Here is a 22,053-nt window from a genome sequence, read left to right as displayed (position 1 = left end):
GAGGTGAAGAATAAGGCGCTTGCCTTATTCAAACGAGTATGAACGGTCTTTATATAGGTTCTATGGGTATGATGAATTACATGCAGCATATTAATGTTCATTCGAATAACGTTGCAAATGCCCAAACGACAGGATTTAAAGCAGAAAATATGACTTCTAAAGTATTTGATGTACAAGACACATATCGCCGCGGAGATGGAGCTACGACAAATATCGGTTCGGTCGATTACGCTGTAGTACCAGCTGCGAGTCATGTGAACTTAGTACAGGGAAATGTACAAATTACAAATAGTGCTACAGATTTCTTCTTAGATGACGGTACGGCTGGCACATCATCATTTTTCGTTACATCTAAAAATGATGAAACATTTTTAACGAGAGACGGTAGTTTTACATTAAATAGTGATCGTTATTTACAAACAGCATCTGGTGCTTTCGTAATGGGTGAGAATAATGAACGTATTCGTATTCCAGAAGGAGCAAAGGTGGCTGTACAAGCAGACGGTACATTATACGATGAAGTAACACAAAATAATATTGCCCGCTTGCAAACGAAAACAGTAGATGCAGAAACGAACGCTCGCCTCGTACAACGTGAAAATAAAAGCTTTACACTAGCAGAAGGGAATATTACTGATTTACCGAGCGGAACAGGGATTGTAAAAAATCATATGCTAGAAAATTCAAATGTAGATATGACGAAAGAAATGGCAGATCTTATGACAAATCAAAAGATGATTCAAGCATCGCAGCGTATTATGACTTCGTTTGATAAAATTTATGAAAAAGAAGCGAATGAAATATTGAGATAAGGGACTCCCGATAGCGGGAGTCTTTCTTTTATGAGTAAAAATAAGTTGTGGTTAAAAATTCAGAATCATCAGTTGACTGTGTGAGGTTTCTTTTTTATATTAGTAGCTATAGCAATAACTACTATTTGGGAGTGAAGTTTAGAGCTATATAGTTTGTGAGGGATTACTAATGGATGAAATTATAAAAGAATTACAAAAGCTAGGTTTTTCTCAATATGAATGTAAAGCATATATTGGCCTATTAAAACATTATCCGGCAACAGGTTATGAAGTTAGTAAACAAACAGGAGTACCCCGTTCAATGATTTATGAGGTACTCGGTAAGTTGATGGATAAAGGTGCAGTGCATTTAGTTCCTTCTGAACCAGTGAAATACGTACCTGTAGTAGCTACTGAATTAATGAATAGAATGCGAAAAGATTTTGAAAGATCCTTTGAATTTTTAGACCAAAAATTAAATTGTTTAGAGCAAGAGCGACAAATAGATGTAATTTCGCATATTCGCTCAAATGATCGTGTCTTGAAAGAAATATGCAATATAATTAATAGAGCAAAGGAAGAGTTATGGATTTCTGTATGGGAAGATCAAGTGCATGAGATTGAACCGTTTATTCATAAAAAGGAAGCGGAAGGAGTACATATATTTTCAATCTTATTTGGTGCCCCAGAAACAAAAATAGGAGCGACATTTCATCATAATTATATGACGCCTCACGTTGTTGAAAAGAGAATGGGTGGTCATTTAACTGTTATCGCGCGTGATGGAGAAGAAGTTTTAATTGCTAACTTTTCAAATGATAGCACTTCATGGGCAGTTACAACATATGATCCAGCTTTAGTTCTTGTTGCTACGGAGTATGTTCGACACGATATTATGGTGGAAGAAATTACGAAAGAGTTTGGGGCTGATAAGTTAGATACATTATGGCGTGAAAATATAGATTTAGTTCATGTTGTAACAGGAAAACGAAGTATGGAAGAAATGGAGGGAGAAAAAGGTGAGTAAAGCTCAGGCACATATGACATTGCAGAGCGACGATACATTTCAACAAGGCGTAAAGGATTGTTTACCAACTGTATTTGGATATTTAAGCATCGGTATAGCAGCTGGTGTGATTGCAAAGACAGCTGGTTTTTCTGTTATAGAAATTGCTTTTATGTCCACTTTAATTTATGCAGGTTCCGCCCAATTTATATTAGCAGGTATGTACGCGGCGGGTGCTCCGGCTTCGGCAATCATTTTTACAGTATTTTTTGTTAATCTACGCCACTTATTAATGAGCGCTGCGCTTGCACCTTACTTCACGAAAATTCCTCTATTTAAAAACTTAATAATTGGTTCGCAAATTACAGATGAAACTTTCGGTGTTGCAGTACAGCACGCAGCGCAAAAAGGCTATTTAGGTGAAAGGTGGATGCTGGGACTAAACGTAACAGCATATTTAAATTGGATTATCGCTACAATTATCGGCGGGCTCTTTGGTGAATGGATACCAGATCCTCATACGTACGGGATGGACTATGCATTACCAGCAATGTTTATCGGATTATTTGTTCTTCAATTAATAAGTAGTAAACCGAAACTAGCAATTCATCTTACTGTTGCAATTGTAGCTATTATTATTGCATACGTTTCACACTTGTTTATGCCAGATAGTATAGCAGTTATTATTGCAACGCTGTTAGCCGCGACTATAGGGGTGGTGATTGAAAAATGGAAATAAGATTAGATATATTATTACTTTTAATTGCGGCAGGAGCTGTCACACTCGTACCACGTATTTTACCTCTTCTCGTATTTAGTAAACTTCAAATTCCAGATTGGGGTTTGAAATGGTTGAATTATATACCAATTGCGATATTAGCAGCACTTTTAGCTCAAGTATTATTTATGCACGAGACGGTGCAGTGGGATTATATCATTGCGGCAATTCCGACTTTTTTCGTAGCGATATATACTCGTAGTTTATTAGGGACAGTATTAACAGGAGTCATTGTGATTATTTTGTTACGTTTTTTTTTCTAACAAGGATTCCATTCATATAATAGCGAACAGTGTAATAATATGAAGCATATAGGGGTGGTGTTATGATACTTTTAACGATAGGTGCTATTTTATTAACGTTATTTGTTTTCTTTATTATTGGATTCATTACGTTTATGATGTTTGTTGATAAGGCAACACCGCAAATTTATTATACACCTTGTGAATCAGTGACAGTGAAATCTAAAGGGAAAAATAGAAGGAAGAAAAGTTGATGTTGGGTTTTTCTTCCTTCTATTTTATCTAATTTTTCTGTATAATTTAAGTTAGTCAGTCAACTAACTTAAAAGGTGGTGATTTAAGTGGCAAAACCGAATGTTGTTAACAAACAGAAGTTGCTAGAAGCAGCGAACGAAATTATTGCAGAGCACGGGATGGAAAAATTAACGTTAAAAGCAGTCGCAGAGAATGCTCAAGTTACACAAGGAACTGTATATTATCATTTTAAAACGAAGGATCAATTATTACTTGAAGTGACTGAATCGTTTTGTAAAGCATCGTGGGAACAAATAGGGAAGGATGTACAGTTAGAAAAGGCTTTACAATCTGCCAAAAGTAGATGTGTGAAAGATTCAATGTATCATCATTTGTTTTTTCAATTAGTAGCTAGTGGGCTACAAAATGATGCGATGAAAGATAAAATTGGTGAACTGTTACATTATGAAAATCAAGAATTAAAAAGAGTTTTAGATGAAAAAGTAGGAGATACAATGACATCTCAAATTTCAACTGAAACGTGGAGCATTCTATGTAATGCATTAATTGACGGATTGGCATTGCAAGCTTTATTTAATCCATCTTTTTCTACAGAAAGAATATATGACGATTTGTCTTTGCTTTTAGAAACATTTATGAGATTGCAAAAGGGAGGGAATGGTAGTGAATAATAAACTATGGCTCACTATTTTATTTTCTATTGGGGTTTGGTTTTTTGCAGTAGCATTCTTCATTATTTTCGGTTCGTCAGTTTTATTAGAATACACTTCAAATAGATTTTTTCTACAAATGACGGTACTCCAGATAGGAACAGCTATAGCGTTATACTTTGTAATGTGGGTATATCAAAAACTAGACACTTCGAAATATGCAGTTATTAAGCTAGGTATATGTGGTACAGCAATTGGTTTAATTTTAGATTCTTACATTTTGTACAACTCTTCTAATATATTCTCACAGTTATCCTCACAGCAAATCATATCATTTACTATTTGGATGGTTATTGCTTATGCTTTATATTTAATAATTCCTTTAGTTATGGTACGTAAAAAACTGTTGTAAAGAGGTTTTTTAACCTCTTTGCAACAGTTACATTCCCGAAAGAACTAACAATAATAATCCAAATAAAAAACTAATAAAAGAAAGAAACCCGATAGATATGGAGAAAACCCGATTATTTTTCCATTCGCGTACGAAAACGATGAAGCCTAAGACGCAAAGGAAAAACCAAATAGGTAGAAATATAAATCGACTAACTTTCTCAGGTAGTAATGAATAAAAATTTGTTAAATATAATATCCAATTCGCAAAAAATAGAGTACATACGATGAATGATTGTAAGTGTGGTCGGTTTAAAAATGTTCCTTTTTTTACTGTCATAAAAATGATAGCTAATACTGAAATAAAGGGAATTATTATGAATATGAGCAAAAGTAATGTCAGTGACATATGAAACTCCTTTACGAGATAGTTTTCATAAGAAATGAATCTATTATATTGTATACTTGCCTTGTAGATTGTTCGTTATATGCTACCGCAAACGGATTTAAAAATCCATGATCACCATGTAGTTGTTTTATTTCTAATAATGGATTGTCTTGTTGCTGTAATGTTTTGATCAAGGAGGGTACTGAAAAACTCACTTCTTTTTCAGGGAAAATAAGTAAAGTAGCGCAAGTAGGTTTTGTTTGTAAATAGTCGCGTATACGTGAACCGTAACATCCGATGATAAAATCTATTTTTGAATTCGTACTACAGAGCCATGCGATTGTTGCCCCAACGCTAAACCCGATAAGCCCTATATGTGTGTAATCATTCGAAAGGCTAGTAATAATCTCGTTAATTTGTTTTTTTCCATAATCAAATCCAATATAGTTCATAAAATGTTGATACGCTTTTTCTTCATCACTATAATGAAATGAATTTTGCAGTTGTAGAAGGTTAGGACAGAATACATCTGTATTAGATGATGTAAAGTGGTCTATAACATACTGCATATGATCATTCACACCGTATATTTCATGAACAACAATGATAGCTAATTTTTTCTTCATAGTTACAAAACTTCTCCTGGAAACTTATATTCTTTCTCTACAAGACAAATTCGTAAATGAAAGTTTTCATACCATTGCTCACGCCCTCTTTTTTTCGCCTCTATATGTAGGACGTTCTTTTTCCAATTTTCAATCGCTTCAAGTGATTCCCAATAAGAAATTGTAATCCCTAGTCCAGATGAATCACGTGAGCTTTCTACGCCTAGAAATCCAGGTTGCTGTTTTGCAAGTTCCTCCATCTTTTCGGCAACGGTACTATAGTCTGTTGTGTCATTTGATAGTTTAGAAGTAAATATAACTGCATAATAAGGACTAGTTTTTTGTGGAGTGTTCTCCATACATTTTCCCCCTTTAAAATCAGTTCATAGTTTGTATTTTAGCACGTAATAAAAAGAAAAGAAGCACGAGGCTTCTTTTCTTTTTATGCGGTAAATTTTAATCCAGCATATATTTTACGACCTTTTTTTGAATCCAGCACACTTACGTTTCTTATTTTTGAATATTACGGTCTTACACTGTAACTTGTATAATTTGGTCTGTTGTGAGTGGGGTGTTTGTTTGGACTTGGCAACCACCAGCACTATAATCGATAATGGTTGCTTCAATTGGAATTCCGTTCATATGCAATGTTCCAGGAAACATAAGTGGTTCACGTATGTGCTGTCTTCAATATTGTCGTATCTTTTGCTTGCGAAGGCTAATAAGTAATTCAAAATAAAAAAATGCCACTTCAGAAAATTGAAGTGGCATTGCTTATATTTCCTCTAAGCTATTAACTGGAACTGTTAATTCGCGTTCTGGATTTGTTACTTCATATATGCGGGCGGTTTCGTTGCTTTCGTCAACGTGTTGAATCATAACAGGCATGCCTTGAAAACTGACATTGGATTGTTCTGAGGACTCAGAAAGCTCTTTTGCGCGTTGTATATTCATTTATATTCCTCCCATCATTATTATCTTTGCTAAAAAGGAGGGGTAATATACCATTTAGAGACATTCTTAAAGTTTTTGTATTATTTGTAATGTTTCTTTAATAAATGCAGAGAAAATAGAATCCGGATAAGATTGTATAATTTGATTTGCTTTTGTTGCTTCTTCAAGAGCGCTTTTTTTATCATTAAGTTTGACGTAACAAAGGGCACGATATGAACCTGCTGTTGTAAGCCATGCTTGATCAAGTGGATGATTCATATAATCTGGCATGATAGCGCGTTGCAATGTTTTTAAAGCTTCTTCATATTGTTTTAAGCCGTACAAAGCTTTTCCTTTTTCAAGATAATACAACCCGTCGTCTTGAAAAATTGGCTCATCTTTTAGTTTTTCTCGAAATTGTTCTAGATGTTCTAATGCAAGTGTATATTCATTAGTAATTGTGTTGTAGTAGTAAGCTTTTAAAATATCAATAATCGCAGCCGATAAAGTATCTTCTGTAAAAATGGCAAATTGCTCAGATTTTTTTATGTAGTGTAAATATTGTTCTTTATCAGCCGTAATGATTTTTTGGTAAGATAAAATACGGTAAAATTCATCTGTTTTATAATACACTTGATGTTTTTTTGAAAATGCAAGTGCCTCTAATATGTTTTTTTCACATTTTGCATAATCGCCACATGCTAGTAAAATGATGGCTTCATATAAATATAACTCGATATGTATAATGAGATCCATTTCTAAATGTTTCTCTTCATAGTCATTTCGGATACTAGCTATAAGTTGTAAACATTCAGCATACTTTTTACGTGTGAATATCGTATAAGATAATTTTAATTTTGTTTCCGTACTGTCACGGTATAAAGTATATTTTTCAAAAATAGAAGTAGCCTTTTCAACGTAATATTCAATGTTGTAATCTTTCATTATAGCTGCAGCTGTTACAAATTGTTTATATAAACGAGCAGTATTTAAAGTCAGAGGTAGCTCTTTTTGAACGATAGGTAGTAAAGTCTCATATACTTCGTCACACTTATTTGCTTTTATTAGTTGTTCCATTTGTTGAATGAGTTCTACAATTTCTACATCATCATCTTCTAATAAAAAACTTGTTTCACATCCAAGTTTTTCAGCGATATATTGTAATGTTTTCATGGAAGGTGTAGCTTTTCCGTTTTCAATTTGACTTAGCATACTTTTTGTCAGTTCTGAACCTGCTAGCTCAGTTTGAGTAAGCTTTTTTTCTTTTCGTAACGTTTTAATTTTTTCGCCGAGGGTAGCCATAGTATTGCTCCTTTATAATTGAAAAGTTAAATACAATTAAACTTTTTGTTGTAAAAATTGGAAAGTTGATTATATAATAAGTTTAACACAATTTAACTTTTAAGAGGAGAGTGTCATTATGGGGGATGTAAGTATAGGTCAAAATGATTCGAAAATGAAGATTGCAACGAGAAATATTATTTTAATGATGATTGGAAAAATGACATCTTTATTAGGTGCAGGTATTTATACGTTTGCAATGGGGTTATACGTATTAAAGACAACGGGTTCAGGAATGGGGTTTGCAACTACTCTTATTTGCGGATCGATTCCAAGAATGGTATGTGGACCAATTGCAGGTGCTGTAGCTGATCGTGTGAACAGAAGATGGCTTATTATTGGTACGGACTTATTAAGTAGTTTAACGATGCTTATGATGTTTATTCTTGCCACTACGTTTGGGCCATCACTTCTTTTTATTTATATATCAGCAGCATTATTATCAATTTGTGCAAGTTTTTATTCTGTCGCGTTTACTTCGTCTATTCCTAATTTAGTGGATGAAGAGCGTATTCAAAAAGCGAGTGCTTTAAATCAAACAGCAGCTTCTTTATCAAGTATTTTAGCACCAATTATAGGTGGAGTTGTATTTGGCTTCTTTTCAATCAAATCGTTTTTTTTGTTAAATAGCATTACTTTCTTTTTAGCAGTTATTGTGCAATTATTTATCGTATTTGATTTATATAAAAAAGAAGTGGCTGAGAATAAGGAGCATTTCTTGACGAGTATAAAAGAAGGTTTCTCGTATGTAAAACAGCAACATGAAATATACGGACTAATGAAGATAGCGCTATGGGTAAACTTTTTTGCGAGTGCACTTTTTGTTGCACTTCCATACATTATCGTTCAAAACTTACATTTATCTTCGAAGCAACTTGGTACTGTAGAGGGAATGTTAGCAGTCGGAATGTTAATTGGTGCGATTGTTTTATCGGTGCGTAAGGAGACGAATAATCTGTTTCGCTCGGTTTACGTTGGGCTGTTTTTATTTGCAAGTTTGAGTTTATGTACGATTTTCCCATTGTTAGTCACTATTCCAAAAATAGCAAGCTTTATTTATTATATCGCTTTTATGCTTCTAACTGGTATTTCAATGATGGTCGTAAATATACCGATGCAAGTACATATTCAAAAGACGACAGATCCAAGCTATTTAGGGCGTGTATTTGGTTTACTTGAAACAATTTCTACCGCAATCGCACCGCTTGGGATGATTGTATATGGATTATTATTAGATATGTTGCCGACTAGCATTGTTATGATGACATTAGGCGGAGGATTATTGTTAGTTGTATTAGTTGGAGTGAAGCAACATGTGGCGAAAAAACAAGTGGATGTGTCGGCTTAGAAACAAGAAAGTAAAATAAAAATTTGACTTATCATTATAAAAATGACCAAATTAGTATTTTAGTTTTTGAAACTCTTTTTCATGTATGTTACAGTAAAGTGAGCAGGCAAAGAAAAGGAGAAAACATCATGAAAAAATTAAGTTTTGTTATGCTTTTTCTGTTAGTCGTAATGACTGGATGCAGTAATTATGACACTTATATAGAAACAGGTATGCAATCATTAAAAAATGAAAAATATAGTGATGCGATTATGTGGTTTGAAAAGGCGGAAAAAGAGAAATCAGGAAATGAAGCGAAGTCATATAAAGAAGTTGCTCAGATAATGGATCACGGTGCAACAGCATTAAAAGATGGGAAGTATTTAGAAGCGAAAGACGATGCAAATGAAGTATTGCAAAAGAAAAAGGACGATACACTTGAAAAATCCGTAAAATCAAATGCAGAAGATATGCTTCAAAAAGCGAAAGACGTTGAAGAGAAAGTAAATGAGAGAGTAGCGAAACGAAAAAAGGTAGATGAAGAAGGAATCGATAAAGTAATTAAAGCTGTTGATAGTATAGATGATGTAAAAGAAAAAGAGAAGAAGGTTTCCGAAGCATTAGATAAGGCTGAAGAGGCACAAGTGAAAATTGAAGCGAAGAAAAATAAATAGAGTTATATTTTAAAAGAGGGTATCCCATAGTCGAAATTTTTGATTAGGTGATACCCTTTTTATTTCGTACAATAGTACACGAAATTATATGAGCGATTATTCGAATATATCGACCGTAAATCCGAAAATATAGGCGATTATTAAAATGTATATTCACTTACTATGGGGTGTATAGAATCAACTTAAAATGTAAAGGAGTTCATGGATATGAAAGAAGGAATCCATATGTCTATGGATTCCTTTTTAGTATATATAAATGAAATTAATAAAAGAGCATTAAGCTAAATCAGCTGACACGAACATATCACTATTTTGAAGGTTTTTAGAGCGCAAACTATAAGCAACCACTTTCTTTTTATGTTGTTTTACAACGTCAACATGCTCTTCATGACCATAAATATAAAATATGAAATCTTTTTTGCCACGTTTTGCATTGATAATTAATGGAGTGCCCTCATTTTGTGGTGGTGCATAATAGCGATCTAAAAATAAACCTTCGTTAAAATCATTAATAATTTGAGATTTCTTATCGCCTTCTAAACTATTTCCATTAATCGTTACAGTAGCATTCTCTTCATCAATTTGCGGATGTGTTTCATATCGGCTAATGATGGATTCAATAACGGAGTTTGGAAGACTAGAAACGATAATTTTAAATGCCCCAAATACAACTAACAGTACAATAAACCAAGTCGTCATAGTATATCATCCCCTTTTTTCTATTAAATAATATAACCCATATGGTAATAGTACATATGGTGAAGTTTTGTATATTTTGTGAAAAATTTACCTTTTTTGAACGTTTTTTAACAAATTGAGATGTTTTAAATGTGTAAGGGAATATTTGGTATGATAAAAATGTAAAGATGTTCTATCGATTATAAGGGGGTTATGAAATGGGGAAATTAGATGGAAAGGTTGCTTTTGTTACGGGAGCTGCGATGGGGAATGGGGCTGGAATAGCTCATGTGTTTGCAGAGCTAGGGGCGAAAGTGTTACTTGTTGATATTTCAGAGACAGTTCATGACACTGTAAAAGAAATTGTTAGTAAAGGTTTAGATGCTGTGAGCTACGTAGTTGATGTGGCTAATTTTGACGCTGTAAAAGAAGTAGCGAAAGATGCATATGAGAAGTACGAAAAGATTGATATATTAGTCAATAACGCAGGCGTAATCCGGCTTGCTAATTTTCTAGATATGTCTGATGAAATGCGTGATTTTGTAGGATAAAAAATGATACTAATAGGGATCTGAAAGAGATTTCTTCTAGTATTAAAATCTGTTTTTGTATTGTTAGAAAAATCAATTTTGTTACAAAAAGTTGAAATCGAAGTATTTTAAAAGAAAAAGGTTTATAATAAAAATATAACTAATTACAAGGAAGTGTAACTATGAGTACTGTAGCAATCGTGTATGGTATTATTCTTTCTACAATTTTTGTTTTATTTTTCGTTGGAGTTTCACGTTATATTCATAAATGGAAAGAAGGCGTTGCGAAATTAAATCACATTGAAGAAGAACTTAGTGATTTAATGTTACATCATGGTAAGTAAAAGGTTTATTTTTTAACTAAACAATGTGAAGAATATCACAAAACATGCTCTCATAATGACAGCATGTTTTTTTGTTATGTTATTAATAGGCACATCCATAAAATTTTTCCATACGATACAGTGTGAAATCAGAAATGTTCGGAGCGGGATAGAGGGGGGAAAATAAGTAATTCAGGCTATATTACAGATAATAAAAATTTAAAGAAAAGCTCAGGAACTCCAAACCTTTTCTTTGACTCAAGAAAAAATGAAGAAATCTATGGAAAGTTAAAAAATAATATAGATTACTTTATTTGAGATGGTATAACAAGTGAAGAATTTAGAAATTAAATTATAATAATATAATTTAATTATGTAAACAAAAAGATGCTTTGTATAAAGCATCTTTTTGTTTGTTTTATAAGAAATGTACTCAAAGGAATTAGCCGATATCTAACCGAATTAATTGAATAGATGCGTTAATGGCAGGAGCGCCAGTAGTTGTAATAATGAGTAATAAAGTTAATAAGGTTTTACATATAAGTAGGTTGCGATTTGAAAGTAAATGATTTTAATGGGAAAGGGTTGGATGTTATGACTACAATATATTTCGTTAGGCACGCTCACTCTACATATACAAAGGAAGAAAGGGAACGTCCCTTATCTGAAAAGGGGTGGCTAGATGCAAAGAACATAACAAGCTTGTTAAAAGATGAGAAGATTGATGTTGTTATTTCTAGTCCATACAAAAGAGCGATTCAGACCGTTGAAGGAATTGCAAGTGTAAACAAACTATCAATACAACTGGAAGAAGATTTACGGGAAAGGTTATTAAGTAAAGATCCAGTAGAGGATTTTAATGATGCTATTGAGAAAGTGTGGGAAGATTGGACTTTTGTATACGAAGGCGGAGAATCAAATGATGGAGCGCAAAAGCGTGCTGTAATATGTATGCAAAATATATTGGAAAAGTATAAGGGGAAGAATATTGTAATAGGTACTCATGGGAATATTATGGTGTTACTGATGAATTATTTTGATGCTACATATGATTTTCATTTTTGGAAAACACTTCTTATGCCTGATGTATTTAAGTTAACTTTTCATAATGAGAGTTTAGTTTCTGCCGGAAGAATAGAACATACAGGTCATCAGATAAATAATTTGTAAAAGTTTATCAAAAAAAGAGGAATGAGAGAAGTTATTGTAGAAGTATGACTTTGTAACATAAAAAATATGTTAAAGGAGGCTGTTTACATGTTTGAAAAAGAGAAAGACGGGCTTATTGAAGTTCACAACGTATATGAAATTGCACCAGCAGATGGAACAATTATTGGTATGGCAACGGAAGAAGAAATGGAAATTGCTGCTGAACTAGAGTTGCAGTACTATGCCCATTCTCGTTTATTAGAAGCAAATATTCAGTTAGACGGTTCCTCCTATAAAGAATTACTTCAGGAGTTCCAGGAGTACGAAAAAAAATCAATGAACTTTTGGCGAGCGATACATAAACGTTTAGCTGTGCCATGGGCATGGGTACTGCGTATTGATGTTGCGAACGGCCATATATATGTAAGCAATGAGAATTCGTATTATGAAGAAGTTGATGATGAAGAAGATTATGAATAGATAAGTAAGGAAGCAGCTTTAGTTGCTTCCTTTTTTTATTTACAATGGGTGAATTGCTTCAATGATAATATCTGGTCGATCATTTTCTATACCGTGACCAGCATGTTTGGCAAGAATATATTTGCTGTTTATTGAGAGATTTAATTGTTCACGTATAAGTTCTTGCCACATCTCTTCAAGTTGTGTAGCTTCTTCTTTTGGCATATCGCCCTCAATCATTTGAGTAATAGAATACTGGGGATCTCTGCCGATAACGGTTAATGGTATTTCTAATGTTTTATATAGTTCTTTTATTGAGCGAGCACAATTTTTCCACTCCGCCAGTTCAGAAGCTGTCGCTTTATATAATGAAGGCGATATAGAAAATTCGATATGATGTTCTGATTGATTGATGAGTGTAGGTTTTAGTTCAGTATAAAGTGCATCTACATCCATTTTGGAGTAAGTATGATATTTTTGTAGCCAAATATCATCAGAATCAGTTTGATCAGAAATCGGTAAATGAAGCTCATCTAATCGGTGTAAGTTCATGGAGGTAGAATCAACTAAAATAAGTGCTTTTATTTGGTCCTCATGTAACATTGCAAAATGTTGTGCGCACAAACCTCCGTAGGAATGACCGATTAAAATGATTGGTTCGTGAATAGCTAGTTCATGTAGCAACATATGTAGTTCCTTTGCAACTTGCATAGTTGTACGTGGATTATTTCCAAGCTCACTTTCTCCATAACCTGGGCGATGGTATGAAATGACTGTAAATTTTTGTGAAAGCTTTTCTATAATAGGAAGCCAATCATAAAATGAGCAGCCCATTCCTGTTTGAATCACGACAGTTTGTTTACTATTACCTCTCATATATACTTCTATTTTTCGCCCGAGTATTTCTACTATTCTATTAATGTTAATTCCCCCTAAGCTTGAAATAATTTTTGACAAGCAAAGGCGATACACCAGGCGCCTATGCCGAAGAGTATAGATGTACTAAGTGAAAAAGAGTTCTTTAAACCGATATAAACAATAAATAATAGTAATGCTGATGCAGGAAATCCATATAATACGCCCATAGCGAATTGACTTAACTCCTGTTTACTCCCACCTTCGAAAGAAATCCAAAATAAACTAAGTAAACTAATAAGAGGAAGGGCTGCGATAAAGCCACCAAGTGTACTATAATATTTAGCAAATTCGGTTACACCGCCAATAATGAGGGCGGAGACGATAATCTTAACGAGGAAATGCATATTTTGCCTCCTTAGCTAATAACGAAAAAGCTTTATCAATTAATTGTTGCTCTTCTTTTGATAGCTGTGACTCTAATATTTGTATCTTTTTTTTATCTAGTAAAGTATGCTTTTCTAATACTTCGATGCCTGTTTTTGTTAATGCAAGGTTCACAACTCTTTCATCTTGTTTATTTCTTTCTTTAATGATAAATCCCTTTTGAATAAGGCGTTTTACATGTTCGGACGCTGTATTATGAGATAGACCAAGTTCAGAAGCAACTTTTCCAATTGTTATATCTTTCTCACGAGAAATGATTTGTAAAATGCGGATTGCTTGGTGAGAAAGATTGTCTTCATATTCATATCGTAAGTGGTAGTATATTGTCTCCCAATGTTGATTGATGTCTTTCATATGCGTAATCCTCCAATTTTTTTATGTCGTATAATAAGATATATTCGTTTATTAAGAATTAAAATCCTCTTATTTTCATAATAAATGTTGAAAAAGTTTATTTTTACTGAAATATAAGGTAATCTATGTGTAAAGGTATACATTTAGCAAGAGAGAGGATGATAGCTGTGAATACATTTAAATGGATTAGTCATGAAAAGATGTATGTAGATCAAATACATGTTGAAAAATGTGGTCCTCTTTCAGTCGGCGTATATGGGGGGAGTCAAGAGAGTGATGCATATGAAAGAGGAGATGCAGTGCTAGCTTGGTGGGATCCGAAATTAGAATTTGAATTTGTTATGATATTTGATACACACCATAAAACGAAAAATATACATTATATAATAGAGGCCATTTCAGAAAGAAAAGAAAAACTAAAAGAGTTATTTTCATACCCGATACATTTAGCTTTTCATCATACACACATGTACTTATTAGCTTTATTTACAGATGAGCTATTTATTGAGAAATGCGATCAAGATGATGAGGAGCTCGCATGCTTAATTTGTTTGCGAAAAGGCGAGTTTTTATATTGGTTATCAGTTGGTGATTGCTTCGCGTATTTATTCCATTCTGAGAAAACGAAAAATGGAAAGGGTAGGCTAAATAAGCGTAAGAATTATGAATATATAGGAAGAAAAAATGTTTTTGCAGCGAATACACCTTGCTTTACATCAGGCGTAAGGGGATTAGAAAGAGGCCAGAACCACATTGTAATGGCGACGGATGGTATTTTAGAATGTGATAAACGAAAGTTTGATGATGATCAATCTTTAGTAGAAGTATTACACGACGGAACTTGCTTACAGATTGAGCCTGTATTAACAAATGTACTTGAGTGGAAAGGTAGAGATTGTGCCACTATTATCGGATGGTCCATCGATACTGAAGATAGACAATGTGCCAATTAAGAACTGAAAAGGAGTTCAAGGGTTTTTATCCTTGAACTCCTTTTTATTAAGCAATATGAATGTGATATGTTTTTAACCATTCATTCACTTGGAGCATATACTCCATAGCACTTCTTGCTTCAAAATTGTTAATCTCTTTATTACTTTGATTAGCAATTGCAAGTATTGTGGAATGGTTAATAAGTGAGAAAACAGGATTGTTTTTATTGCTGCACATATCAAGTGTTAAATTGCGAATTGTTTGTAAATAGTGTGGGTCTTGTGAAGTTGGATAAGCACTCTTTCTTCTATTTCGCACGTCGTCTGGTAAAGCAGGTTTCAATGCTCTACGCAAAATACCCTTTTCAATATTATCAATACTTTTAATGTTGAAAGGAACGTTCCATAAATATTCAACAAGTCTGTAATCACAAAACGGTACACGAACTTCAAAGCCAACAGCCATACTCATACGATCTTTACGGTCGAGTAAGAAGGGAAGGAATCTTGTTAAAAATAAATAAAACATTTGACGTTGTTTCGCTTCTTTTTTACTTTCTCCTTCAAGAGTAGGTACTTCCAAAATAGCTTCGTGGAATCGTTTATCAATGTAATGCTCAGGATTACATTGATTCGTTACGTCATTTAATAATAGAGAAGATGTGTTTTTCCAGTTTGTTAACCATGGAAACTTATCTACATATAATAACTCTTCTTGATGAAACCAAGGATACCCCCCGAATACTTCATCGGCCGATTCGCCAGATAAGGCAACGGTTGCGTCTTTTTTCATTTCGCAAAATAGTAAATACAGTGAAGTTTCCATTTCACCAGCACTCGGTAAATCTTTCGCATGTAGGGGAACAAATAAGTGATTTGCTAGTTCTTCTGCATTAACAATAATATCATGATGTGATGTCCCTACGTGCTGAGATACACGTTTTACCCAAGGAGCATCTAGACCAGTACGAGCAAATGTAAGTTCGAAATCTTTAGCACTGTTTACAAAGTCAATTGAATACGTGTGAAGTGCTTTGTGTTCCTCTGCCAATTCTTTACCTGCCAATGCAGTAATTCCACTAGAATCTAACCCGCCTGATAACATACAAACGAGGGGAACATCGGCAATTAATTGTCTTTTTACTGTATCTTGTAAGATAGATAAAATATGTGAGGATGTGTCTTCAATAGAATCTGTATGGATCTTACTTTCTAAATTCCAATACTTCTTAACTACTTTTTTATCACGTGTGAACGTTATAAAATGTCCAGCACGAACTTCTTGAATATGTTTAAAGACGCCACATCCTGGAGTTCGAAATAAGCCTAATCCAAATATTTCATTTATTCCGTCTGTATCAAGTTCAGCAGGAACAGATGGGTGAGCTAATAGCGCTTTTATTTCAGAACCGAAAATAATGCTGTTATTTCTTTCTGTATAAAAGAGTGGTTTTACCCCTAAATGATCTCGTGCTAAAAACAATTGTTGCTTCTGATCATCCCATATTGCAAAAGCGAAAATTCCATTTAAATGTTGTACGCAATCTTCTTTCCATTCTAAATAAGCATGTAGTAACACTTCTGTGTCTGAGTGTGTTTCAAATGTATGACCTTGTTTTTGAAGTAATTCTCTAAGCTCACGGAAATTATAAATTTCACCATTATAGGTAAGAGCATACGTATAATCTCCAGCACGAAATGTTTTTGGCTGCGTTCCTCCTTTGGAATCGATAACAATTAAACGACGATGTGCAAATGCCGCGTGACGTGAAAGCCAAAAACCTTCAGCATCAGGACCACGGTGCTGAATACTGTTCGCCATCTTTTTTAAAATAACATGTTCATTTGAAAGATCCTCTTTCCAATCTACCCAACCTGTAATTCCACACATATACATCTCATCTCCTACATTTAAATTGTAAAATGGAAATAAATTAATTGAATAAAATGTACATCAAGTTTAAAGGTAACTACATAAATATTGTACTACATTAAATAATTTGTAGACTTGAGAAAATTTCCTTCAAACTTACATTTATATGAGACAATGGCTAAGGAAAAGTATTCCATTACATACAAAAAATAAAAAAGATGAGAGAAAAAATTTTCCAGAACGTTATATAGGATGTAAAAGCTTTTACAAAAAATAAGGGGAATCGCTACATGAAATCAAATGAGAAAAATTTTATTAAAAGATTACAGCGGAAAAAAGAAGATGCGCTAGAATTTGTTGTTGATACATATTTACCATTAATAAAAGGAATCACGCATAAAGTACTGCTGCCAATTCAAAATGATGGACTGATAGAGGAATGTATAAATGATATTTTCCTATCTGTTTGGAATAACGCAAATAAATTTCATGGAGAACCAAATGATTTTAAAAAGTGGATTGCGGCGATTGCTAAGTTTAAAGCAATTGATTATTACCGAAAAGCGAATAAAAAAGTAGAAATTATTTCAGATGAATTTAATGTAAGCACAGAAAAATCGGCAGAAGACGAATTAATCGTTATGGAAGATAGAGAAGAATTAATAAAACTCATTAATCAATTAGAGCCTATAGATCAAAAAGTGTTCATTATGAAATATCTCCTCGATTTAAAGACAGAAGAAATAGGAGAAAAGTTAGGGTTAACTCGATCAGCGGTAGATAACCGTATTTATCGAGGGAAAAAGAAACTACAACAAAATGCTACGAATTTTAGTTTTGGAGGTAGTGTAATATGAAGGACATTTATGAGCTATTAAATAATATTGAAATAGATGAAAAAGAACTTGAAGAGATTGAGACTTTTGAAATTGAAAAAGAAAAAGTAAAACGTAACTTAAAACAATCTATACGTACGAAGAAAAAGATGAAAACTTGGAAAAAGAGTGTTGCTGCTGCCTCTGTTTTAGTAGGCTTATCAGTCGCAACGCTTGGTATTGGATTTCCTACTTACGCTGGGGGACTGCCAATAGTAGGTGACATATTCCGATTTTTAGATAATGGAAGAACAGGGCTATATGAAAATTATAAAGAGTTTTCAACTGAGTTGAATATGACAAAGGAGAGTAATGGGGTTAAGGTTACAATTAATGATGTAATTTCTGATGGAAGAACAGTATCTATAACGTATTCACTAGAAAGTGAGCAAGACTTAGGGAATGATCCTATCATATTAGGTGGATTGGATATAATGGACGCTCATGGTAGTACAGGAAGTGGAAAAATGACTAAAGTTACTGAAAAAAAGTATGTGGGTATGGTAACAACGACACATCATGATAGTAATAAAAAGGACAAAGTAAACTTTAGATGGAATATAGAGAGAATAGAGATGTCAGATAGGAAAAAATCAATACAAGGAAATTGGAATTTCGCGTTAACGGTAAAATCAGTGGATAGTAAAGAAAGAACAATTGGTGGGAGTTCGGAAAAAGAAGGTATAAAAGTAAATATGGAAAAGGTCGCAATGTCGCCGGTTTCATTTATTCTTTATTACAATCAAGAGGTTTCTAAGGGTGCAAGAAAAGAGTGGGATAGTGTAGATGTTGAATTGAAGGTTAAGGATGATTTAGGTAATGATTATTCTGGTGAAGGAAATGGGGGAAGTGGTAACGATCCTTACAATATTCGATGGAGTGCTACATTCCAAAAATTGAACGAAAATGCAACAAAACTTATCGTTACACCTCATGTGAACTTGCGAGTGCATACACCTGAAAATCATGGTGGAGTGGAGTATGTTGATGGGAAAGAGAAGAAAATTGAAGTGCCGAAAAAAGAAGCGAAGAGTAAAGATATTGTGTTAGATGATATTGTGATTGATTTAAAGAAATAAAAAGTGAGACTGCCTGAAATAAATAATTAGGCAGTCTCTTTTTGTTAAGAACTAGTAACGAGTAACGCATGGGGATGCTGCGTTTTATATTCCTCTTTCCATGGAAGGTTTAATTGTTCCCAAGTTTCTCCGCTGTTAACGGATTGAAACACGCCATTATTATTTAAAGTGTAAAACGTATGTGGTTCTGCTTGGTTTGTAGCAAACATCGAAATGACTGTGCCAATTGCAGATGGTAGCCCTTGCTGTATTTGTTGGAAGGGAGTATCTTTCGTTTTACGATAAATATAAGATTCATAAGGAATACGGTGATGGGCAAGATCAGCGCTCGGTGCGGCAGAAACGAGAATCGTACCACAATCAGCTGGATCGATGGCCATGCTGTATAAATAATGGTGCTCAAGACCTGCACTACATGATATCCAGCTACTTCCGTTGTCGTAACTTTCTAGATAAGCGCGATCAGGACCGCTCATAAATCCGTCACCGCATGATGCATATAGGCGATTTGGGGCTTCGGGATGCATAAGTAATTGATGAGCATCAATAGGAGCACCGAATTTTTTATCAGTCCATGTATGCCCTTTATCATTACTTTGAATAACAGCACCAGCTTCGATTGAAACGTGGATTGTGCTTGGATTGTTTGGATCGATCGTAATCCAGCGTACGTGATGGGTAAAAGGTCTAGGCGGGAAAGCCCACGTATAAGAAGATAATAATGATTTCATATTTTTTAGTTCAGTCCAAGTTTCACCGCCATTGTCAGAACGGAATAAAGCGCTCGGTTCTGTGCCGACATAAACGACGCCATATCCGTTAACTTGTTCATTAGAGCTTATCGTTATGGAAGTGATAGAAGAATGTAAAATACCATCTTCATTCGGAAAATCAAAGTAACGATAAGAGTCCCCAATTGGTCTCCACGAATCCCCGCCATCATCGCTTAGCCATAAACCCCGGCCGAATGTTCCGCAATATACACGGTTTTTTTGAAATGGATCAACTGCAATACAAGTAGGTTGCATATTTTGTAAGTGATATGTGGTTGCGTAGTTACCATATTGTTCTTTTACTACAACGAGTTCACGCTCCATACAGAGAAATAGTCGTTTCAATTTCGTAACCCCCTTAAAAATTCTTTCATTAGTAAACAATATGAAAATAGAAAAGAAGTAGTCTTGTTTTTAGTTGAGAAAAAGGAATTGTTTGAAAAGTAGCGAAGTGTGTATACAGAAGGAAGCGGGATAAAGTGAAACTTTAATCAGTGGGGGTTTTGTTCATCCCCCACTGATTATTAGTTGAACCAATCGGGCGTTTACGGGCAGTTGATCTCCCATCTAACTTCTTTGCACCAGCCGAATTTTGAGATGGGAGTCTTACTGCCCGTTAATGCGGGATAAAGAGAGAGAGCTTGTTGCCTACTAACATACAGATAGTGTATTTAACGTATTATCCGAAAGAAGCCTCCTTCCTCAAGCGTTGTGAAGGACAATAGTCCAACGGTAGGTGGGAGATGAATTTCGGTTTGGTGTAGCTAAAAAAATTGTTTTTTCTATTTATTTCGCCTCTGATATAATCAGTCTTATAAGAGGTAAAGTTTGGTATAACAATGAAATTAGATAATAATAGCGCAGTGTTCATGTTGTGTTATCACCTTTGGTGGTTCGCCCTAGATAAAGTAAAACAGTTTATGGGAAATCAAGGCGAAAAGTGAGATGAAATGATATGGCAAAGCATAATAAGGCGTTCAAATTTCGTCTGTATCCAACAGAAGAACAAGCCTATCTGATCCGTAAAACTTTCGGGTGTGTACGCTTTGTGTATAACAAGATGCTGGCTGAACGGAAAGAAGTATACGAAAAGTACAAAGAGAACAAGGAAGAGCTAAAGAAACAAAAATTTCCTACTCCTGCGAAATACAAAGCAGAGTATGAATGGTTGAAAGAAGTCGATTCATTAGCGTTGGCATAAATAGTAACAAAATAACCTTTGGAACAAGGGAGTTAGCTCGGCTGTCCTAAGACGAATTCGTTAGCTATCAAAAGTAACGATTAACCGAGAAGCCCCCACTTCAAGTAAGCTCGTAAGAGATACTAAGTGGTGGGTAGTTCACAGGAGTATTAGTATGGGACACTCACATGATCACGGTCATTCAAAAAATAAAAAGGCATTACTAATTGCCTTCGTATTAACGACAAGCTTTATGATTGCTGAAGTAATTGGCGGATTTGTAACAAATAGCCTAGCACTATTATCTGACGCGGGGCATATGTTAAGTGATGCAGTATATCTCTTGCTTTAAGTTTACTTGCGTTCAAGCTTGGAGAAAAAACAGCAACGTCTGCGAAAACATACGGGTATAAGCGAGTCGAAATGTTAGCGGCATTATGTAACGGTGTCGTTCTTATCGTTATTTCCATTTACATTTTTATTGAAGCAATTCGCCGTTTTAAAGAGCCAGTGGAAATCGCTAGTAATGGTATGATCATTATTGCTGTACTTGGTTTACTTATTAATATTTTATCAGCTTGGATATTAATGAGAGGCGGAGATGTGAAAGGGAATTTGAATTTAAGAAGTGCTTTTTTACACGTACTAGGTGATTTGTTAGGTTCAGTCGGAGCAATTATTGCTTCGCTACTTATTAAATTTTTTGGTTGGAATGCCGCAGATGCGATTGCTAGTATTCTTGTGTCTATATTAGTCATTATAAGCGGATGGCGTGTAACACGTGATACAGTTCATATATTAATGGAAGATTCACCACAGCACATAGATGTTGAAGAAGTGAAAAATACATTATTAAATATTACTATTGTAAAAGAAGTTCATGATTTACATATATGGTCTGTAACATCAGATTTTCAAGTGTTAACTTGTCATCTTATTATTGAAGGTAATGAAACGCAAAGTGTATTGAAAAAAGCAACGGATGTATTAAAGAAGAAATTTCATGTAGAACATGTCACCATTCAAGTAGAAATTGAGGGTGAATTTAACTATAGTGAGATAACTTGCAAAGTATGAAAGAAAAAGGGTATGAAAAAGAGTCATAACATTCTTTGCGCAGCATACATATATATAATGTGGCCACAAATACTTTGTAAGGTAAATAT

26 protein-coding genes and 5 pseudogenes are annotated in these 22,053 nt (G+C 34.2%); 19 read left to right on the top strand and 12 right to left on the bottom strand.

What is annotated here, in order from left to right; genetic code table 11:
* Positions 1 to 38: 38 nt before the first annotated feature.
* From ACTFQM_RS07005 to ACTFQM_RS06975, 7 genes are all read left to right on the top strand, one after another.
* On the top strand, positions 39 to 812 hold the full coding sequence (locus ACTFQM_RS07005) for a flagellar basal-body rod protein FlgG (protein ID WP_440033880.1): 774 nt from the start codon (positions 39 to 41) through the stop codon (positions 810 to 812).
* 169 nt (positions 813 to 981) lie between these two features.
* Complete coding sequence (locus tag ACTFQM_RS07000) at positions 982 to 1,818, top strand: TrmB family transcriptional regulator (protein ID WP_440033879.1); 837 nt, start codon at positions 982 to 984, stop codon at positions 1,816 to 1,818.
* A gap of 13 nt (positions 1,819 to 1,831) precedes the next feature.
* Entirely contained in the window at positions 1,832 to 2,536 is a 705-nt protein-coding gene (locus ACTFQM_RS06995; protein ID WP_218652234.1) for an AzlC family ABC transporter permease, read from the top strand.
* Positions 2,527 to 2,838, top strand: a complete 312-nt coding sequence (locus ACTFQM_RS06990) for an AzlD domain-containing protein (RefSeq protein WP_025150586.1) — start codon at positions 2,527 to 2,529, stop codon at positions 2,836 to 2,838. The genes ACTFQM_RS06995 and ACTFQM_RS06990 overlap by 10 nt, the downstream gene beginning before the upstream one ends.
* Positions 2,839 to 2,900: 62 nt before the next feature.
* Complete coding sequence (locus tag ACTFQM_RS06985; RefSeq protein ID WP_440033878.1) at positions 2,901 to 3,071, top strand: DUF3951 domain-containing protein; 171 nt, start codon at positions 2,901 to 2,903, stop codon at positions 3,069 to 3,071.
* An 87-nt stretch (positions 3,072 to 3,158) separates the two neighbouring features.
* Positions 3,159 to 3,743, top strand: coding sequence for a TetR/AcrR family transcriptional regulator (locus tag ACTFQM_RS06980; protein WP_440033877.1), 585 nt, complete (start codon positions 3,159 to 3,161; stop codon positions 3,741 to 3,743).
* Positions 3,736 to 4,134, top strand: coding sequence for a DUF5367 family protein (locus tag ACTFQM_RS06975; protein ID WP_440033876.1), 399 nt, complete (start codon positions 3,736 to 3,738; stop codon positions 4,132 to 4,134). Before ACTFQM_RS06980 ends, ACTFQM_RS06975 begins: the two co-directional genes overlap by 8 nt.
* Positions 4,135 to 4,161: 27 nt before the next feature.
* Here ACTFQM_RS06975 and ACTFQM_RS06970 read toward each other — a convergent pair whose 3' ends face one another.
* The 6 genes and pseudogenes from ACTFQM_RS06970 to ACTFQM_RS06945 form a co-directional block, all read right to left on the bottom strand.
* On the bottom strand, positions 4,162 to 4,521 hold the full coding sequence (locus ACTFQM_RS06970) for a hypothetical protein (protein ID WP_440033875.1): 360 nt from the start codon (positions 4,519 to 4,521) through the stop codon (positions 4,162 to 4,164).
* Between the two features lie 11 nt (positions 4,522 to 4,532).
* Positions 4,533 to 5,126: a dienelactone hydrolase family protein gene (locus ACTFQM_RS06965; RefSeq protein WP_440033874.1), complete on the bottom strand. Its 594-nt coding sequence runs from the start codon at positions 5,124 to 5,126 to the stop codon at positions 4,533 to 4,535.
* Between the two features lie 2 nt (positions 5,127 to 5,128).
* Entirely contained in the window at positions 5,129 to 5,464 is a 336-nt protein-coding gene (locus ACTFQM_RS06960; protein ID WP_440033873.1) for an antibiotic biosynthesis monooxygenase family protein, read from the bottom strand.
* An 83-nt stretch (positions 5,465 to 5,547) separates the two neighbouring features.
* A pseudogene (locus ACTFQM_RS06955) lies at positions 5,548 to 5,792 on the bottom strand (PilZ domain-containing protein); the annotation flags it as partial.
* An 87-nt stretch (positions 5,793 to 5,879) separates the two neighbouring features.
* A complete protein-coding gene (locus tag ACTFQM_RS06950) occupies positions 5,880 to 6,059 on the bottom strand; it encodes an H-type small acid-soluble spore protein (protein WP_400527402.1) in 180 nt (59 codons plus the stop codon).
* Positions 6,060 to 6,125: 66 nt separating this feature from the next.
* Positions 6,126 to 7,340, bottom strand: coding sequence for a helix-turn-helix domain-containing protein (locus tag ACTFQM_RS06945; RefSeq protein WP_440033872.1), 1,215 nt, complete (start codon positions 7,338 to 7,340; stop codon positions 6,126 to 6,128).
* Between the two features lie 118 nt (positions 7,341 to 7,458).
* Here ACTFQM_RS06945 and ACTFQM_RS06940 point away from each other — a divergent pair, with 118 nt between their 5' ends.
* Together ACTFQM_RS06940 and ACTFQM_RS06935 are read left to right on the top strand one after the other, a co-directional pair.
* On the top strand, positions 7,459 to 8,727 hold the full coding sequence (locus ACTFQM_RS06940; RefSeq protein ID WP_440033871.1) for an MFS transporter: 1,269 nt from the start codon (positions 7,459 to 7,461) through the stop codon (positions 8,725 to 8,727).
* A 128-nt stretch (positions 8,728 to 8,855) separates the two neighbouring features.
* Positions 8,856 to 9,380, top strand: coding sequence for a hypothetical protein (locus ACTFQM_RS06935; protein ID WP_440033870.1), 525 nt, complete (start codon positions 8,856 to 8,858; stop codon positions 9,378 to 9,380).
* Between the two features lie 276 nt (positions 9,381 to 9,656).
* Here the strand turns inward: ACTFQM_RS06935 and ACTFQM_RS06930 are convergent, their stop codons facing one another.
* Positions 9,657 to 10,079 carry a YfmQ family protein gene (locus tag ACTFQM_RS06930; RefSeq protein ID WP_440033869.1) on the bottom strand — a complete coding sequence of 141 codons (423 nt, stop codon included), beginning with the start codon at positions 10,077 to 10,079 and terminating at the stop codon, positions 9,657 to 9,659.
* Positions 10,080 to 10,276: 197 nt separating this feature from the next.
* Between ACTFQM_RS06930 and ACTFQM_RS06925 the strand changes: the two are divergent.
* The 5 genes and pseudogenes from ACTFQM_RS06925 to ACTFQM_RS06905 all read left to right on the top strand — a co-directional run.
* Positions 10,277 to 10,600, top strand: a pseudogene (locus tag ACTFQM_RS06925) (SDR family NAD(P)-dependent oxidoreductase); the annotation flags it as partial.
* 170 nt (positions 10,601 to 10,770) lie between these two features.
* Complete coding sequence (locus tag ACTFQM_RS06920; protein ID WP_002171285.1) at positions 10,771 to 10,932, top strand: hypothetical protein; 162 nt, start codon at positions 10,771 to 10,773, stop codon at positions 10,930 to 10,932.
* A 122-nt stretch (positions 10,933 to 11,054) separates the two neighbouring features.
* Positions 11,055 to 11,181: pseudogene (locus ACTFQM_RS06915) on the top strand (cupin domain-containing protein); the annotation flags it as partial.
* A 324-nt stretch (positions 11,182 to 11,505) separates the two neighbouring features.
* The gene (locus ACTFQM_RS06910; RefSeq protein ID WP_440033868.1) at positions 11,506 to 12,081 is read left to right on the top strand and encodes a histidine phosphatase family protein; all 576 of its coding nucleotides are present in this window, start codon (positions 11,506 to 11,508) and stop codon (positions 12,079 to 12,081) included.
* Between the two features lie 87 nt (positions 12,082 to 12,168).
* Positions 12,169 to 12,540 carry a hypothetical protein gene (locus tag ACTFQM_RS06905; protein WP_440033867.1) on the top strand — a complete coding sequence of 124 codons (372 nt, stop codon included), beginning with the start codon at positions 12,169 to 12,171 and terminating at the stop codon, positions 12,538 to 12,540.
* A 39-nt stretch (positions 12,541 to 12,579) separates the two neighbouring features.
* On the opposite strand, the gene ACTFQM_RS06900 is transcribed toward ACTFQM_RS06905, so the two are convergent.
* The 3 genes from ACTFQM_RS06900 to ACTFQM_RS06890 are packed head-to-tail and all read right to left on the bottom strand — an operon-like array spanning position 12,580 to position 14,175.
* Positions 12,580 to 13,491 carry an alpha/beta fold hydrolase gene (locus ACTFQM_RS06900; RefSeq protein ID WP_440033866.1) on the bottom strand — a complete coding sequence of 304 codons (912 nt, stop codon included), beginning with the start codon at positions 13,489 to 13,491 and terminating at the stop codon, positions 12,580 to 12,582.
* Complete coding sequence (locus ACTFQM_RS06895) at positions 13,452 to 13,781, bottom strand: DUF3147 family protein (RefSeq protein ID WP_025148993.1); 330 nt, start codon at positions 13,779 to 13,781, stop codon at positions 13,452 to 13,454. Before ACTFQM_RS06895 ends, ACTFQM_RS06900 begins: the two co-directional genes overlap by 40 nt.
* A complete protein-coding gene (locus ACTFQM_RS06890) occupies positions 13,765 to 14,175 on the bottom strand; it encodes a MarR family winged helix-turn-helix transcriptional regulator (protein ID WP_002171290.1) in 411 nt (136 codons plus the stop codon). The genes ACTFQM_RS06895 and ACTFQM_RS06890 overlap by 17 nt, the downstream gene beginning before the upstream one ends.
* 125 nt (positions 14,176 to 14,300) lie before the next feature.
* Here ACTFQM_RS06890 and ACTFQM_RS06885 point away from each other — a divergent pair, with 125 nt between their 5' ends.
* Complete coding sequence (locus ACTFQM_RS06885) at positions 14,301 to 15,128, top strand: protein phosphatase 2C domain-containing protein (RefSeq protein ID WP_440033865.1); 828 nt, start codon at positions 14,301 to 14,303, stop codon at positions 15,126 to 15,128.
* A gap of 46 nt (positions 15,129 to 15,174) precedes the next feature.
* On the opposite strand, the gene asnB is transcribed toward ACTFQM_RS06885, so the two are convergent.
* Positions 15,175 to 16,998, bottom strand: a complete 1,824-nt coding sequence (gene asnB / locus ACTFQM_RS06880; RefSeq protein WP_440033864.1) for an asparagine synthase (glutamine-hydrolyzing) — start codon at positions 16,996 to 16,998, stop codon at positions 15,175 to 15,177.
* 272 nt (positions 16,999 to 17,270) lie between these two features.
* Between asnB and ACTFQM_RS06875 the strand changes: the two genes are divergently transcribed.
* Positions 17,271 to 17,837, top strand: a complete 567-nt coding sequence (locus ACTFQM_RS06875) for a sigma-70 family RNA polymerase sigma factor (protein WP_440033863.1) — start codon at positions 17,271 to 17,273, stop codon at positions 17,835 to 17,837.
* Positions 17,834 to 18,934 (top strand): DUF4179 domain-containing protein, encoded by a 1,101-nt coding sequence (locus ACTFQM_RS06870; protein ID WP_440033862.1) that lies wholly within the window; start codon positions 17,834 to 17,836, stop codon positions 18,932 to 18,934. The genes ACTFQM_RS06875 and ACTFQM_RS06870 overlap by 4 nt, the downstream gene beginning before the upstream one ends.
* Before the next feature lie 44 nt (positions 18,935 to 18,978).
* Here ACTFQM_RS06870 and ACTFQM_RS06865 read toward each other — a convergent pair whose 3' ends face one another.
* The gene (locus ACTFQM_RS06865; protein ID WP_440033861.1) at positions 18,979 to 20,052 is read right to left on the bottom strand and encodes a WD40/YVTN/BNR-like repeat-containing protein; all 1,074 of its coding nucleotides are present in this window, start codon (positions 20,050 to 20,052) and stop codon (positions 18,979 to 18,981) included.
* A gap of 610 nt (positions 20,053 to 20,662) precedes the next feature.
* Between ACTFQM_RS06865 and ACTFQM_RS06860 the strand changes: the two are divergent.
* Positions 20,663 to 20,905, top strand: a pseudogene (locus ACTFQM_RS06860) (helix-turn-helix domain-containing protein); the annotation flags it as partial.
* Between the two features lie 157 nt (positions 20,906 to 21,062).
* A pseudogene (locus ACTFQM_RS06855) lies at positions 21,063 to 21,964 on the top strand (cation diffusion facilitator family transporter).
* Positions 21,965 to 22,053 lie beyond the last annotated feature (89 nt).

The organism is Bacillus cereus group sp. MYBK30-2, from assembly GCF_051915945.1.
Taxonomy (GTDB): domain Bacteria; phylum Bacillota; class Bacilli; order Bacillales; family Bacillaceae_G; genus Bacillus_A; species Bacillus_A paramycoides.
The sequence above is the reverse complement of the archived record's forward strand: the minus strand, read 5'-3'. Positions and strand labels throughout refer to the sequence as shown.